12 protein-coding genes are annotated in these 15159 nt (G+C 73.6%); 3 read left to right on the top strand and 9 right to left on the bottom strand.

Going from position 1 to position 15159, the window contains the following annotated elements:
* Positions 1–3: 3 nt before the first annotated feature.
* From gcvP to FE374_RS08460, 4 genes are all read right to left on the bottom strand, one after another.
* The gene (gcvP, locus tag FE374_RS08475; protein ID WP_139928197.1) at positions 4–2910 is read right to left on the bottom strand and encodes an aminomethyl-transferring glycine dehydrogenase; all 2907 of its coding nucleotides are present in this window, start codon (positions 2908–2910) and stop codon (positions 4–6) included.
* A complete protein-coding gene (gcvH, locus tag FE374_RS08470; protein ID WP_139928194.1) occupies positions 2907–3287 on the bottom strand; it encodes a glycine cleavage system protein GcvH in 381 nt (126 codons plus the stop codon). The genes gcvP and gcvH overlap by 4 nt, the downstream gene beginning before the upstream one ends.
* A gap of 157 nt (positions 3288–3444) precedes the next feature.
* Entirely contained in the window at positions 3445–3837 is a 393-nt protein-coding gene (locus FE374_RS08465; RefSeq protein WP_139928192.1) for a universal stress protein, read from the bottom strand.
* A 156-nt stretch (positions 3838–3993) separates the two neighbouring features.
* Positions 3994–5145, bottom strand: coding sequence for a DUF4192 domain-containing protein (locus FE374_RS08460; protein ID WP_168205632.1), 1152 nt, complete (start codon positions 5143–5145; stop codon positions 3994–3996).
* A 140-nt stretch (positions 5146–5285) separates the two neighbouring features.
* On the opposite strand from FE374_RS08460, the gene FE374_RS08455 reads away from it, so the two are divergent.
* Positions 5286–6374, top strand: a complete 1089-nt coding sequence (locus FE374_RS08455; protein ID WP_139928188.1) for a polyprenyl synthetase family protein — start codon at positions 5286–5288, stop codon at positions 6372–6374.
* 86 nt (positions 6375–6460) lie between these two features.
* On the opposite strand, the gene FE374_RS08450 is transcribed toward FE374_RS08455, so the two are convergent.
* A complete protein-coding gene (locus tag FE374_RS08450; protein ID WP_139928186.1) occupies positions 6461–6832 on the bottom strand; it encodes an Rv2175c family DNA-binding protein in 372 nt (123 codons plus the stop codon).
* Positions 6833–7011: 179 nt separating this feature from the next.
* Here FE374_RS08450 and FE374_RS08445 point away from each other — a divergent pair, with 179 nt between their 5' ends.
* Positions 7012–8514 carry a LysM peptidoglycan-binding domain-containing protein gene (locus FE374_RS08445; RefSeq protein ID WP_230978517.1) on the top strand — a complete coding sequence of 501 codons (1503 nt, stop codon included), beginning with the start codon at positions 7012–7014 and terminating at the stop codon, positions 8512–8514.
* A 112-nt stretch (positions 8515–8626) separates the two neighbouring features.
* On the top strand, positions 8627–10528 hold the full coding sequence (gene pknB, locus FE374_RS08440) for a Stk1 family PASTA domain-containing Ser/Thr kinase (protein WP_139931476.1): 1902 nt from the start codon (positions 8627–8629) through the stop codon (positions 10526–10528).
* Positions 10529–10596: 68 nt separating this feature from the next.
* On the opposite strand, the gene FE374_RS08435 is transcribed toward pknB, so the two are convergent.
* From FE374_RS08435 to FE374_RS08420, 4 genes are all read right to left on the bottom strand, one after another.
* A complete protein-coding gene (locus FE374_RS08435; RefSeq protein WP_139931475.1) occupies positions 10597–11118 on the bottom strand; it encodes a molybdopterin-dependent oxidoreductase in 522 nt (173 codons plus the stop codon).
* A 90-nt stretch (positions 11119–11208) separates the two neighbouring features.
* On the bottom strand, positions 11209–12561 hold the full coding sequence (locus FE374_RS08430; RefSeq protein ID WP_139928184.1) for a class II 3-deoxy-7-phosphoheptulonate synthase: 1353 nt from the start codon (positions 12559–12561) through the stop codon (positions 11209–11211).
* 238 nt (positions 12562–12799) lie between these two features.
* On the bottom strand, positions 12800–14026 hold the full coding sequence (locus FE374_RS08425) for a pyrophosphate--fructose-6-phosphate 1-phosphotransferase (RefSeq protein WP_139928182.1): 1227 nt from the start codon (positions 14024–14026) through the stop codon (positions 12800–12802).
* Between the two features lie 145 nt (positions 14027–14171).
* The gene (locus tag FE374_RS08420) at positions 14172–15155 is read right to left on the bottom strand and encodes a lysophospholipid acyltransferase family protein (protein ID WP_456319092.1); all 984 of its coding nucleotides are present in this window, start codon (positions 15153–15155) and stop codon (positions 14172–14174) included.
* Positions 15156–15159: the final 4 nt, after the last annotated feature.

The raw sequence follows: 15159 nt of genomic DNA, 5'->3' as shown, positions 1-15159 counted from the left end.
GCCCTACACCACCGAGTCGAATGCCTCCACGGGCGGGCACGCGCACACCAGGTGCCGGTCCCCGTAAGCCCCGTCGACCCGGCGTACCGGTGGCCAGTACTTTCCGTCCGCGAGGCCCGGCACGGGGAAGACGGCCTCCGCGCGGGAGTAGGGGTGTGCCCAGTCGTCGGTGAGCGACAGTGCCGTGTGCGGCGCCCCCACCAAAGGGTTGTCGTCGGCCGGCCAGTCACCGGCTCCCACTCGCGCCGCCTCGGCGGCAATGGCGACCATCGCCTCGCAGAACCGGTCGATCTCGCCCAGGTCCTCGCTCTCGGTGGGCTCGACCATGAGCGTGCCCGCGACGGGGAAGGACATCGTCGGTGCGTGGAATCCGTAGTCGATGAGGCGTTTCGCGACGTCGTCGACCGTGATGCCGGTGGCGGCGCGCAGCGGGCGCAGGTCGAGGATGCACTCGTGCGCCACGTGCCCGTCCGCGCCGCGGTACAGGACCGGGAAGTACTCCCCCAGCCGGGCCGCGACGTAGTTGGCCGCCAGCACCGCGGCGTCCGTGGCGGCGCGCAGCCCCTCCGCCCCCATGAGGGCGATGTACGCCCAGCTGATCGGCAGGATCGACGGCGACCCGTAGGGCGCGGCGGACACCGCGCCGTCGAGGCGCAGGCGACGCTGCCCGGCGTCGGGCGCCAGGGGGTGTCCGGGCAGGAACGGGGCGAGGTGGGCACGGGCCGCGACCGGGCCGACACCGGGGCCGCCGCCGCCGTGCGGGATGCAGAACGTCTTGTGCAGGTTCAGGTGCGAGACGTCGCCGCCGAACTCCCCGGGCAGGGCGTGGCCGAGCAGGGCGTTGAGGTTCGCGCCGTCGATGTACACCTGCCCGCCGGCGTCGTGCACGGCGGCGCTCACCTCGCGCACCTGCGTCTCGTAGACCCCGTGGGTGGAGGGGTACGTGATCATCACGGCGGCGAGGCGGTCGGCGTGCTCGGCCACCAGGCGGCGCAGGTCGGCCAGGTCCACGTTCCCGTTGTCGTCGGTGGCCACCACGACCACGCGCAGGCCGGCGAGGACCGCCGAGGCGGCGTTGGTGCCGTGCGCGGAGGCCGGGATGAGGCAGACGTCGCGTGCGGACTCACCGCGGCTGGCGTGGTAGCCACGGATGGCGAGCAGCCCGGCGAGCTCGCCCTGCGAGCCGGCGTTGGGCTGCAGGCTCACTGCGTCATAACCGGTGGCGGCGGCCAGCCAGCCCTCCAGCTGGTGGATGAGATCGAGGTAGCCGGCGACGTCGTCGGCGGGCGCGAACGGATGGATGCGGGCGAGCTCCGGCCAGGTGATCGCCTGCATCTCCACGGCCGCATTGAGCTTCATGGTGCAGGAGCCGAGCGGGATCATCCCGCGGTCCAGCGCGTAGTCCTTGTCCGCCAGGCGCCGGAGGTACCGCATCATCGCGGTCTCGGATCGGTGGGCGTGGAAGACGGGGTGGGTGAGGAACTCGCCGGTGCGGCCCATGTCCGCGGGGAGGGCGTCGCCGGCCGTGGACGACGTGGCGGTGCCGTGGTGCTCCGCCGCGGGGTCGCCGGCGCCCGCGGTCTCACCGGCCGCGGAGACGACGGCGGCGGCCAGGTCCTCGACGACGGCGGGTGTGGTCAGCTCGTCGGTGGAGACCCGCACGTGGTCGGCATCCGCCACGAACACGGTGATGTTTTGGGCGAGCGCGGCCTTGGCCACCGACTCCGCACGGCCGGGCACGACGAGCTCGAGGGTGTCGAAGAAGTGCTCGTGCCGAGGGGGCACACCGCCTGTGCGCAGCCGCGCGGCCAGCTCGACGGCGCGGGCGTGGACCTGCCGGGCGATCGCGGTGAGCCCGTCCGGGCCGTGGTAGACGGCGTACATCGCGGCCATCACGGCGAGCAGCACCTGGGCGGTGCAGATGTTCGACGTCGCCTTCTCCCGGCGGATGTGCTGCTCGCGGGTCTGCAGCGCCAGGCGCATGGCGGGGGCGCCGTCGGCGTCCTTGGAGACCCCGACCAGCCGGCCGGGCAGCTGACGCTCCAGGCCGCGGCGCACGGCCATGTAGCCGGCGTGCGGGCCGCCGAAGCCCATCGGTACCCCGAAGCGCTGCGTGGTGCCCACCGCCACATCGGCGCCGTACTCCCCCGGCGCGGCGATCACGGTGGTGGCGAGCAGGTCCGCCACGACGACGGCGAGGGCGCCGGCGTCGTGGGCGGCGGCGGTGACGGACTCGAGCACCGCACGGGACGGCACGCGCCCGGCGGCGCCGGGCACCTGGACCAGCACGCCGAACACGTCGGTCAGGTCGGCCGCGGCCAGCCCGTCGGTGAGGTCGGTGGGCACCAGCTCGATGCCGACCGGTTCGGCGCGGGTGGCCAGGACGGCACGGGTCTGGGCGAAGGTGTCGACGTCCACGAGGAACCGGTGCCCCCGCCCCTTCGTGGCCCGCCGGGCCAGGAGCATCGCCTCGGCCGCGGCGGTGGCCTCGTCGAGCATCGACGCGCCCGCCACCTCCAGCCCGGTGAGGTCGATGACCATGGTCTGGAAGTTGAGCAGCGCCTCGAGGCGGCCCTGGGAGATCTCCGGCTGGTAGGGGGTGTACGCCGTGTACCAGGCGGGGTTCTCCAGGACGTTGCGCTGGATCACCGGCGGGGTGACCGTGTCGTAGTAGCCCTGGCCGATCATCGACGTGCGGACCGTGTTCCGGAACGCGATCGCCCGCAGCCGGGCGAGCACCTCGTGCTCGGCGGCGGGGCCGGGCAGCCCGGCGGGGACCTGCGCGTGCTGGATGGTGGCGGGCACGGCCGCCGCGAGGAGGGCGTCGACCGACGGCGCCCCGACCGCCTCGAGCATGCGCTGCTGCGCGGCGGCGTCGGTGCCGATGTGCCGGTCGGCGAAGCTCCTCACGAGTGCCCCTGCACCAGCTCGGTGTAGGCGGCGGCGTCGAGGAGGCCGTCGGGCACGGTGGTCACGCGCATCGTGTAGAGCCAGCCCTCACCGTGCGGATCGGCGTTGACCTTCTCCGGGCTGTCGACGGCGTCGTCGTTGACCGTGAGGATCTCCCCGTCCGCGGGCGAGACGAGGTCGGAGACGGACTTCGTGGACTCGATCTCCCCGCAGCTGGTCCCGGCCGTGACGGCGGCACCGACCTCGGGGAGCTCCAGGTACACCACGTCGCCCAGGGCCTCTGCCGCGTACGCCGTCACCCCGACGGTGGCCACCTCGCCGTCGACGGCGATCCACTCGTGGTCGGCCGTGTAGCGGCGGTCGCTGGGGTAGTCCATGGCTGCTCCTGTTCTCCTGACGACGGTGTCTGCTCGAGGCGGGGCCTGGTCTCCGCGGCCAGGGAGAAGCCCCTGGTGCCGTGGTCCACCGTCCCGCGCCTGCGGTGCTCGCGCAGCGTCTCACGAAGTGGCCGGCTCGGGGGAGCGCCGTGCTGACCTACTCGGGATCCGCCTTGACCGCCAGCACGGGGCACGGGGCGTCGAGGAGGATACGCTGCGCGTTGGAGCCGAGGATGAGCTTGCCGACCGGGGATCGCCGCCGCAGCCCGATCACGATGAGCGCGGCCTGTTCCTCCTCCGCGGCGGTGATCAGGTCCTCGGCGACGTCGTGGCCGCGGCGCAGCTGACGCACCTCGTAGGCGATGTCGGCGTCGTCGAGCCGGTCACGCACCGCGTCAGCCTCGGCCTCGAGGACGGCGTGCTCCTCGGCCTTGGCGCGTCGCGAGAGCACCACGACCAGCTTGTGGTCCCGACGGCGTGACTCGGCCACAGCGGCCGTGAGCGCCGCCTCACCCTCCCTGGTGGAGAGGTAGCCCACGACGATCGACATGCCCGGTCCCCCGTCCCTGGCGGGGTCGGTGCCCGCCACGCTGATGCGTCGGGACGTTACCTGATCCCGCCGTGCCGTGGGCGCCCGCGCACGCCTCGCAACGACCGGCGCGAGAACGCGCACCCAACGCTCACCACGACCCGGTCTCACGCCGGGTCACCACGGCCCGCCGGGCTCGTACCACGGCGGGGGCACCGCACCGTCGAGGCTCCGCAGCACCAGCAGCGCAAGCCGGTGGTCCGGCTCCTCGGCCAGGGCCTGCTGGGCGACGACGTCCGCGCGGGCGCCGTCGGCCGACCACCACGCGAGGAACGCGAGCACGCCCAGCGCCGGTGCGCCGCAACCGGGGGCGGCGTGCGCGGCGACATCGCCCGCCAGCGCCATCGCGGCGTCGAGCACGTCGACGTCCGGACGTCGCGGAACGTCGAAGACGGCACCCGCCGCGGCCTTCCCGAGATACCGGTGGCTCGCCTTCATGCCGCCGTCCGTGGTGCGCGCGAGCACCGCGTCGCGCAGGGGACGGTCGCCCAGGTGCACGAGCAGGCGCCCGAGCACCTCTGGGCCCGGGCGCGGTCGGCGCGCGGCGACCGCGCTGTCCCACAGACGGGCGCCCGCTCGGCGCCGGCGGTCGAGCGGGCCCTGGTCGCGGGCGGGTGCGGCGCCGGGCACCCCGAACGCCGCCCCACGCAGCAGCGGAGCGCCGCCGGTGGCGGCGAGGACCGCACGGTGGCAGGCCAGTTCCTCCTCGGCCGCACGCTGCGCCGCCTCCCGGGCGGGACCGGCGGGCACCCGCTTCACCGCCAGCGCCGCCCGCGACGGCGCGGCCGTGCGTCCCTCGAGCACGTGCGCGGCCGCCACCGCGCTGGCCTCGAGGTCCGCCAGGGCGTACCCCGCCGCCGGGCAGCAGTCCTCGCAGCTGAGGTGGCGCCACCCGTCCGGGCCGACCACCCACGGGCGGAGGTCCTCGACCCAGGGCAGCGCGGCCGACAGTGCCGCACTGGCCGCGGCCAACCCCTCGTCCACGGCCCGTTCGGCATGGGTGAGCGGGGTGTACAGCACCACGGCGGCGTCGTGCGCTCCGTCCGCGCGCAGGTGCCGGGCCAGCGCCGCGGCCACCGTCGGGCCCGCATCCGGGTGCGCGACGTCCGCGAGGTCCACCCGGATGACCAGCCCCGGGGCGTCCCTGCCCCGCTCATTCACCCGAGTCCCGATGAGCACCGCCGATCGTTCCGGGTGGAAGCCCAGTCGGTAGGGCACGAGCGCGAGGAGGTCGCGCGGGGAGCTCAGGCGGATCACGGTGTCGTCCATGCCGCCCATTGCACCGGTCGGTGGCGTGCCCGTGCCGGGTGCCTGTGGACAACCGCCGACCCGACGGGCTCCGGACGGTGGCCGGGGGGCGGGGGCGCGCGAATTCTGGGCGCCGACCTGCTCCACCGTAGGCTCAGGCCATGCCTTCCTCCCCCGCCGACGTCCGCGACCGGGTCTCCGATCGGGTGCTCGTGGCCCTGGGCGAGCACACCGAGCACTTCGCATCGGTCGGCGCGCTGACCGACTTCCTCGCCCCCGCCCGGGACCTCCTCGGCGGCGGCAAGCGGTTGCGCGCCCAGCTGTGCGCAGCGGGCTGGGTGGCCGCCGGGGGCGCCACGGAGCAGGACGGCCTGGCGCCCGTGGTGCTCGCGGGCTCGGCGCTGGAGCTGTTCCAGGGGACCGCGCTCGTCCACGACGACGTCATCGACGGCTCGCTCACCCGTCGCGGGCTGCCCGCGGCGCACCGCCGGTTCGCCGCCGAGCACGCCGAGAACGCCTGGCTCGGCAGTCCGGACGACTACGGGCACGCGGCAGCGATCGTGCTCGGCGACCTGCTGCTGGCCGTCTCCGCGATGGAGATGGAACGGGCCCGCGCGCTCGTGCCGACGGCCGCTGGTTCACGGGCCCGGGGCATCTACGACGTGATGACGGCGGAGGTCGCGCTCGGCCAGTACCTCGACATCCGTTCGCAGGACATGCCGTGGGGCGAGGACGCGGCGGCCGCCGTCGACCGTGCGTTGCAGGTGGTCCGGCACAAGTCCGCCCGTTACTCGGTCGAGCACCCGCTCCTCCTGGGCGCCGCCCTGGCCGGGGCGGGCGAGGACCTGCTGGGCGAGCTCAGCGCCGTCGGGCTGCCGTTGGGTGAGGCATTCCAGCTGCGCGATGACGAGCTGGGCGTCTTCGGTGATCCGGCGGTCACCGGAAAACCCGCCGGGGACGACCTGCGCGAGGGCAAGCGGACCGTCCTGCTGGCCATGACGATGACCATGTCCGGGCCGGCCGAGCGGGAGCTGCTGCGCACGCAGGTCGGCCAGCCGGACCTCAGCGGCGCGGCGGTGGCGCAGATCCAGCAGCTCATGAAGGACGGCGGTGCGTTCGACGCGCACGAGGCGATGATCGAGGAACGCCGCGACGCTGGCCTGGAGGCGCTGGGCCGCACTGCCCTCAACGACGGCGCCCGGCAGCTCCTCGAGGAGCTCGCCACCGCCCTGACGACACGGATCGCCTGAGCACGACGGCGGCCGGCCAGGACCGCACCTCGCCCGCCGGCACCCCACCGCGCCGGCGCGACGCGAACGTCGGCCAGACAACCCCCTCAGAAGGCCAGCGTCAGGGCGACACGCCGCACCGCGTGGGTGCGCCGCTCTCGCAGTGCCTGGACCGGCGTCGAGCCGAGCTCGTCGTTGGGCGTGAAGAGCCACCGGAAGGAAGCCTCGGCGTCGTAGCCGGAGTCGGCGAGAAGCGTGAGCGTGCCAGGCAACGAGCCGAGCACGCCGGGTGCGTCTGCCTCGTCACCGACGAGCAAGAACTCGGCCGGGACGGAGGTGGCACCGTTCGGTCCGTGCGGGACGGCGAGCAGCCGGTGGTCCTTCAGCATGGCGCGGACATCTCGCTGCCGCAGACCGAGCAGATCGGCCACCTCGGGCACCGAGTACCAACCGGACGGCGTGACGGGGGTGGGCTCCACCGGGGCAGCCTACGGCCTTTCACCTGGTGAAAGTCTTGTCGACACGCCACACCAGTCGCTATGGTCACGCTAGTTAACTGCAGTAACACCAGCCACACCGTTCCGCTGCGTCTGGCACGGGCGGTGCCGGCGACGTCGAGCCAACGCCCGGTGTCACAAGAACTCCCCATGGAGGATCGATGTCGAAGGCCGAACGACCCCGCACGGCCCCGCGCCGGCACGCGGGCCGCGCCGGCGTGGGCCTCGCCCTCGCAGCCACGACGGCCGTGGGCGCCACCGGCCCGGCCGCGCACGCCCAGGCCGCCACCCCGACCGCTCCCGCCGCGGCACTGCACGGCGCCACCGCCCGTGCCATCGCCTCAGCCGTCACCCCGGCGGCCGTGCCGCAGATGACCTACCAGGTGCAGCCCGGCGACACCGTCTCCCACATCGCGCTGCGCACCGGCTCGAGCGTCGACGCGATCGTCCGGGCGAACAACCTGGACGCCCTGGCGCTCATCCGCGTCGGGCAGATGCTCAAGATCCCCTCGGCGAGCGCGGTGGCGTCCGCGAGCTCCGGACCCGCCCCTTCCACGTCGACCGCCGGGACCGGGCGGCACAGCGTGCGCGGCGGCGAGACCCTCTCCGGGATCGCCAAGAGCTACGGCACGACGGTGGGCGCGATCGTCTCCGCGAACGGGCTGAAGTCGGCGCACCTCATCCGCATCGGGCAGCAGCTCACCATCCCGGGTGCGACCGCACGCCCGGCGACCGCGGCCCCGGTGTCCACCCCCGTCACCACGCCGGTGTCCACACCCGTCCCCGCGCGCACCCACCGGGTCGTCGCGGGTGACACCGTCTCGGTCATCGCCAAGAAGTACGGCACCACGGTGGCCGCGATCGTCGCGGCCAACAACCTCGGGCCGAACGCCCTCATCCGTATCGGCCAGACCCTCCAGGTCGGCGGGACCGCAACGGTGGTCCCGGTGTCCGCGCCGGTGGCGAGCGTCCCGGCCGCCCCGGCCCCCTCGGCGGGCACATACACCGTCCGGGCCGGGGACACCGTCTCCGGCCTGGCCCGCACGTGGGGCACCACCGTCCCCGCCGTCATCGAGGCGAACCGGCTGAGCGGTGCGGGCCTCATCTACGTCGGCCAGACCCTGAAGGTCCCGGCCGGCGCGTCCGCGCCCACTGCGGCCGCCCCGGCCACCGGCCAGCTCGTGCCGAACACCTTCCTCGGCCGCACCTACCCAGAGGCGACCGTCTCCGCGGCGAACGCCAACAAGGCGACCCTGCTGGCCCGTGGCGTCCCCTCCCGCGCCCAGATGCAGGCCACGGTGGTCCAGGTGGCCCGGCAGATGGGCGTGGACCCCGCGCTGGCCCAGGCCCACGCCTATCAGGAGTCGGGCTTCAACCACACCTCGGTCTCCCCTGCCAACGCCATCGGGACCATGCAGGTCATCCCCTCCTCCGGGGAGTGGGCGTCGTCCCTCGTCGGGCGCAAGCTCGACCTGCTCGACCCGAACGACAACGTCGTGGCCGGTGTGGCGATCATCCGTCAGCTCGTCAAGACGTTCCCCGGCGACCTCGACTCGGCCATCGCGAGCTATTACCAGGGCGCCGGCTCGGTCAAGCGCAACGGGATGTTCGCGGACACCGAGCGGTACGTCGCGTCGGTCAAGGCGCACATGGCCCGGTTCTGACCGTCCCGCACCGCCCGGCCCGGGTGCCCGCGCCTCCGACACGGCCCGGCACCCGGGCCGGCGCCGTCCGGCCAAGTAGGCTGCGCCTGTGGACACCACCGCCCTCGACCCGATGATCGGCCAGCTGGTCGACGACCGGTACGAGGTGACCGCGCGGGTCGCGCGCGGCGGGATGGCCACCGTGTACCGGGCCGTGGACCGGCGGCTCGAGCGCACCGTCGCCGTCAAGGTGATGCACCCGCACCTGGCGGAGAGCGCCGACTTCGTGGCGCGCTTCCGCCGCGAGGCGCGCGCCGCGGCCCGGCTGACCCACCCGGGCATCGTGGCCGTCCACGACCAGGGCGTCGCCGGTGAGGCCAGCTACCTGACGATGGAGTACGTCGACGGGCCGAACCTGCGCACCGTGCTGCGCGAGCGCGGTGCGCTGCCGCTCGGAGAGGCCCTCTCGCTGGCCGACGAGGTGCTCGACGCGCTCGCCAGCGCCCACCGGGCGGGCCTGGTGCACCGCGACATCAAGCCCGAGAACGTGCTCCTCACCGCCGACGGGCGCGCCAAGGTGGCCGATTTCGGGCTCGCCCGCGCGGTGAGCGAGGCCACTGCCGCCACCACCGGCACGGTGCTCGGCACGGTCGCCTACCTCGCGCCCGAGATCGTCACCGACGGCCGAGCCGACCCGCGCGCCGACGTCTACGCCGTCGGGGTGCTCCTCTACGAGCTGCTCACCGGCAGCCAGCCCTTCACCGGCGACGCGCCGATCCAGGTGGCCTTCCAGCACGTCAACTCCTCCGTGCCTGCCCCGTCGGCCGCGGTGGCGTGGCTGCCGGTCGAGGTCGACGAGCTCGTCGGGGCCCTGACCGCCCGCGACCCCGACGAACGCCCCCAGGACGCCGGCGCTGCGCTCATGCTCCTGCGCCGCACGGTTGCCACCCTGGACCCGACCACCCTCACGCGCCGTGCCGACGTACGGCCCGGGCCGGCGACGCCGTCGGGAGCGGGCGACGGTGAGGTGGACGACGACGCCACCCGCGTCACCGATCTCCGCAACGGTCACGGGACGGTCGCGCTGCCCATCGGTGCCATCACGCGCCCGCAGGCCGAGGCCCCCGCCCGGCCTCGCCGTCGGCGCGTGTGGCCGCGGGTGCTCGCGGTCCTGCTCGTCCTGGTCGTCGCGGCCGGTGCGGGCACGCTCTGGTGGTTCCAGGTGGGCCCGGGCGCGATGGTCACCGTCCCCACCGTCGTCGGTCAGGCGGAGGACGACGCTGTCGCCGGGCTGCGCGACGCCGAGCTGGAGCCGGCTGTCAGCCGCACCCACCATGACACCGTCCCCGAGGGCGAGGTCATCTCCACCGACCCCGCCGGTGGCGCGGACGCACGCAAGGGCAGCGAGGTGCAGGTCTCGGTCTCCCTGGGCATCCTCATGGTCACGGTCCCGACACTGGTAGACACCAGCCTGGAGGACGCCGAGGCGGCGCTCGCCGAAGCGGGCCTGCCAGCGCCGGAGGCTCGCGAGGAGTACCACGGCACGGTCCCCGCCGGCATTGTCCTGTCCTCGACGCCCGCCGCCGGCGAGGTGGTCCCCCACACCACGGGGGTCGAGCTGGTGGTCTCCGCCGGGCGCGAGCCCGTCGGGCTGCCCGACGTGACCGGGGCAGCGCAGGCGGACGCCGTCGCGACGCTCGAGGGCGCCGGGCTGGTCGCCGGTGAGGTCACCGAGCAGTTCTCCGACTCGGTCGCGGCCGGTGCGGTGATCGCCCAGTCCCCCGCGCCCGGTGCGGCCCAGCTCTACCGCGGCGACGCCGTCGCGCTGGTCGTCTCGAAGGGGCCGGAGCTGTTCGCGGTGCCCGACGTGGTGGGCAGCCAGGTACGGCAGGCCACCCAGGTGCTTGAGACCGCGGGCTTCCGGGTGCGGGTGGAGGAGGTCCTCGGCGGGTTCTTCGGGACCGTGCGAGCCCAGGACCCCGCCGCCGGCGCGATGCTCCCCCGCGACAGCGTGATCACCCTGACGGTGGTGTAGCAACGCCAGCAAATCCCGCGGGATGTCGTCTCCTCGGTGAGCTGTCATCTCGCGCCCCGACGGAGCGGCTACTCCTGGTAGGAGTACCGCTCCTCGCGCCAGGCGTCCCCGCGGAGGTGGTAGCCCCGCTCCTCCCAGAAGCCGCGCTCGACCGCGGTGAGGTAGTTCCACCCGCGCAGCCACTTCGGCCCCTTCCACGAGTACAGGTGGGGCAGGATCAGGCGCAACGGTCCGCCACGCTCGTCGTCCAGCGGGGCGCCGTCGTGGTGGGTGGCCAGGAGCGTGCGCGCCGACATGAGGTCCTCCAGCCGCACGGTGGCGCTGTAGCCGTACTCCGCGAAGACGAGCACATGCTCTGCGTCGCTGCGCGGCGGGGCCAGCTCGACGACGTCCCGGGCGAGCGGGCCGGACCACCGCTCGTCCACGGCGGACCACCCGCTCGCGCAGTGCAGGTCCGCGACGACCTCGTGCGTGGGCAGCTCGGCGAGCTGGGCGAAGCTGAAGGTCTGCTCGCCGCCACCCTCGCACGCCCCGCCCACGGTGAAGGTCCACCGCTCGGGACGACGGCGCGGCACCGGCCCGTAGTGCATGATCGGCGCCGGGTCGACCAGGTGCTGCCCGGGCGGCAGGTGCCGCTCCACAGGCAGGAGGGCCGGCTCGTCGGTGGTCACGGCACCGGGTCAGTGGCCGCGCAGCATCTCGGCCACGTCGAACGCCATCTCGAGCGACTGCTGGTGGTTCAGCCGCGGGTCCACGAGCGTCTCGTACCGGCGGGCCAGCGCAGCGTCGTCGACCTCCTCGCTACCGCCCAGCACCTCGGTGACGTCGTCGCCGGTGAGCTCGACGTGCAGCCCGCCGGGCACGGTCCCCAGCGCCTTGTGCACCTCGAAGAAGCCGCGCACCTCGTCCAGGATGGTGGCCAGCTCGCGGGTCTTGAACCCGGACGGGGAGGTGATGGTGTTGCCGTGCATGGGGTCGCACATCCAGGTGACCGGCCGCCCGTCGGCGGTGACCCGCTGGACGAGCCCGGGCAGGTTGTCCCGGACCTTTCCGGCACCCATGCGGGTGATGAAGGTCAGGCGGCCGGGCTCGCCGTCGGGGTTGAGCTTGTCCATGAGGGCGAGCGCGTCGTCGCCGGTGGTGGTGGGCCCGAGCTTCACGCCGATCGGGTTGCGCACCCGGGCGAGCATGTCCACGTGGGCGCCGTCGGCCTGGCGGGTGCGCTCCCCGATCCACAGGAAGTGCGCGGAGGTGTTGTACGGCAGCCCGGTGCGCGAGTCGATGCGCGTCATCGCCGACTCGTACTCGAGCAGCAGCGCCTCGTGGGAGGTGTAGAAGTCCACCGTCCGCAGCGCCTCGAAGTCGACCCCGGCGGCGTCCATGAACCGCATGGCGCGGTCGATCTCCGCGGCGAGCACCTCGTATCGGGCGTAGGCCGGGTTGGACATGAAGCCGCGGTTCCAGTCGTGGACGAGCCGCAGATCGGCGTAGCCGCCCTGAGTGAAGGCGCGGATCAGGTTGATCGTGGTCGCGGAGTGGTGGTAGGCGCGCAGCAGCCGCTGCGGGTCCGGGATGCGGGATTCCGACGTGAAGGCGTGGCCGTTGACGGCGTCGCCGCGGTAGGCGGGCAGGGTGACGCCGTCGCGCGTCTCCAGGTCGCTGCTGCGCGGCTTGGCGTACTGCCCGGCCATCCGGCCCAGCTTGACCACCGGCACCGAGGCGCCGTAGGTGAGTACCGCCGCCATCTGCAGGATCGTGCGGATCTTGTTGCGGATGCGGTCCGCGGTGGACTCGGCGAACGTCTCGGCGCAGTCCCCGCCCTGGAGGACGAACGCCTCCCCGCGGGCCGCCGCGGCCAGCTTGTCCCGCAGGCTGTCGGCCTCGCCGGCAAAGACGAGCGGGGGCCACTCGCGAAGCTCCCGGGTCGCCGCATCCACCGCGCCGGCGTCGGGCCAGGTGGGCTGGTGGGCGGCGGGAAGCTCGCGCCAGTGCTGCAGCCCGGTCAGGACCTCGTCAGTTGCCTCGATACTCACGCGGACCAGAATAGGTGCCCCGCGCTGATGCTTCGGACGGCGTCCAACGGCCGGGAACCACCCCGGCGTCGGCACCGCCGGCTGGCGCGCCGTCGTCCCCACCCGGGCTTGGCCGACGGCGCCCCCACCCGGGCGGGTGGGGGCGCCGTCGTCCTCGGTCACCTGCGCCGAGGGTGACCGGGTCCGCGTGGCGAGCCCGGGTCAGTGGGCCCGGGCCCGCGTGGCGGGCCCGGGTCGCTCAGTGGGACGCGGGCGCGGCCGCCGCGACGGGCTGGCCGATGCCGGCCATGAGCTCGCCGAACCAGTCCTGGGTGATGTCGAAGGCCTTGCCGCCAGCGATGCGGGGGAACGCGATGGCCTTGAGCCGGTCGCCGTCCTCCTCGTCGTGGCCGATGACGCCTGACTCGCCCTTGAGGGCGGACTCGACGGCCAGGTCGGTCATGGACTTGATGAGGCGCAGGTCCTCGGCGTTGGCGCGGGCAGAGCGGGAGAAGTACCCGGACTTCTGCACCATGACCTTCTCGGCACCGATGAGCTCGGCGAACTGCTTGGCGAACCAGGCACCGGGGTTGATGGTGTCGAGGCGGACGTGACCGAACGGGTCGCGCTGGACCTCCTCGCCCTTGGCCTCGAGCTCGGCGACGATCTCCGGCACGCCGGCCCCCTCAGAGAGGAAGATGTTGACGTTGCCGACGGTGTCCATCACGCCGCGCAGGCGCTCGGCCTCGCCCGCGATGTCGACCTTCATCTCCGGCAGGAACACCGCGTGGATGTCCCACCGCTCCTTGGTCAGCCCGATGCTGGGCACCCACTCCTGGGTGTCGAGCCAGCCGCGGTAGGACTTCGCGGCGGCGGCCGTGAGCCACCCGCAGTGCCGCCCCATGACCTCGTGCACGATGAGCTGGCGCGGCCCGGAGCGGTGCTCGCCGAACACGTTCTGCGCGAACTCGCTTGCCTCCTCGGCCGCGGTCCACGCGCCGAGGGACTGTCGGATCGGGATGATGTCGTTATCGATCGTCTTGGGCAGGCCCACCACGGTCAGGTGGTAGCCGTTGTCCTCGAGGTAGGCGGCCAGGTCAGCCGCGGTGGTGTTCGTGTCGTCCCCGCCGATGGTGTGCAGGACGTCGACGCCGTCCGCACGCAGCCGCTCGGCCGCCACCTGCAGGGGGTCCTCGCCCTCCTTGACGAGGCCGCGGGAGACCAGGTCCTTGGCGTTGGTGAGCTTCACCCGGGAGTTACCGATGGGGCTGCCGCCGAAGCGGTGCAGGATCCCGGCGCGCTTGCGGGCCTCGTCGTCGACCACGATCTTCGTACCGGTGAGCAGGCCGTGATAGCCGTGCTGGTAGGCGATGATCTCGACCTCGGGAGCGATCTCGGTGTACCGCTCGATCAGGCCGCCGACGGCGGAGGACAGGCAGGGGGCAAATCCGCCTGCGGTGAGCAGGGCGACACGACGGACCGACATCGGCAACCTTCCGTTGACTTCACTGAGTGGCCGCGGCGAGGGCCGCGGCGGACCGGTGCGCACCACGGTGCGCTGGCCGGCCCCATTCTAGGCTGCGGCCCGTGGGCCGGCCGGGACCGGGGTCGCAGCCGCCCGCTGGGGGCGGCTAGGCGCGCGCGGTGTCGGTGTCGCCGGTCATCGTGACTTGGCCCGCTGTACCGGGCTCGCCGGTCGTACCGGCTGCCGGATCTGCCGTACCGGTCAAGCCGGCCGGATCTGCCCTACCGGCCTTACCAATCCCGCCGGCCGGCTCGACTGCGCCGGCCGCGTCGGCCTCCCCCAACACCTCGGCGGCGGCGCGAATCTCGTCCTCGGAGGGTTCGGGCACGACCACCTCGGGCACGGGACGGCCACCCGGGGCGCCGATAGGTGCGGCCGCCGCGGCCTCGGCGACGGCGTCGGGATGCTTACGGCCCTGCTCCTTCTTCGCGGCGGCGAGCCGGGTCTTCATCGTCGCGGCGTACATGTCCACGTACTCCTGGCCGGACAGGCGCATGAGCTCGTACATGATCTCGTCGGTGATGGACCGCAGCACGAACCGGTCGTTCTCCAGTCCGCGGTAGCGGCTGAAGTCCAGTGGCTCCCCCACCACCGCGCCGATGCGGTGCAGCTTCGGGATGCGCTTGCCGATCGGCTGGGCGATGTTCGTGCCGATCATCGCCACCGGTACCACCGGCGCCCCCGACTCCAGCGCGAGACGGGCCACCCCGGTCTTGCCCCGGTACAGCCGCCCGTCGGGGCTGCGGGTGCCCTCGGGATAGATCCCGAACAACCCGCCCTCGCGCAGCCGGCGAAGCCCGGTCTGCAGGGCCGCCTCGGACGCCTTGCCGCCGGAGCGGTCCACCGGGATCGTGCCGACGCCGCGCATGAAGGCAGCGACGAAGCGCCCCTTGAGCCCGGTGCCCGTGAAGTAGTCCTGCTTGCCCAGGAAGACCACCTCGCGGCTGATCATCAGGGGCAGGAAGAAGGAGTCGATGACCGCGAGGTGGTTCGACGCGAGGATCACCGGCCCCGAGGACGGGATGCGCTCGGCGCCGCGGATCCACGGCTGGTAGAAGACCCGCAGGATGGAGCCCAGCGTCGCCTTCATCAAC

Origin of the sequence: Georgenia yuyongxinii, assembly GCF_006352065.1 — a bacterium.
Taxonomy (GTDB): domain Bacteria; phylum Actinomycetota; class Actinomycetes; order Actinomycetales; family Actinomycetaceae; genus Georgenia; species Georgenia yuyongxinii.
This window is presented reverse-complemented; position numbering and strand designations above follow the sequence as displayed.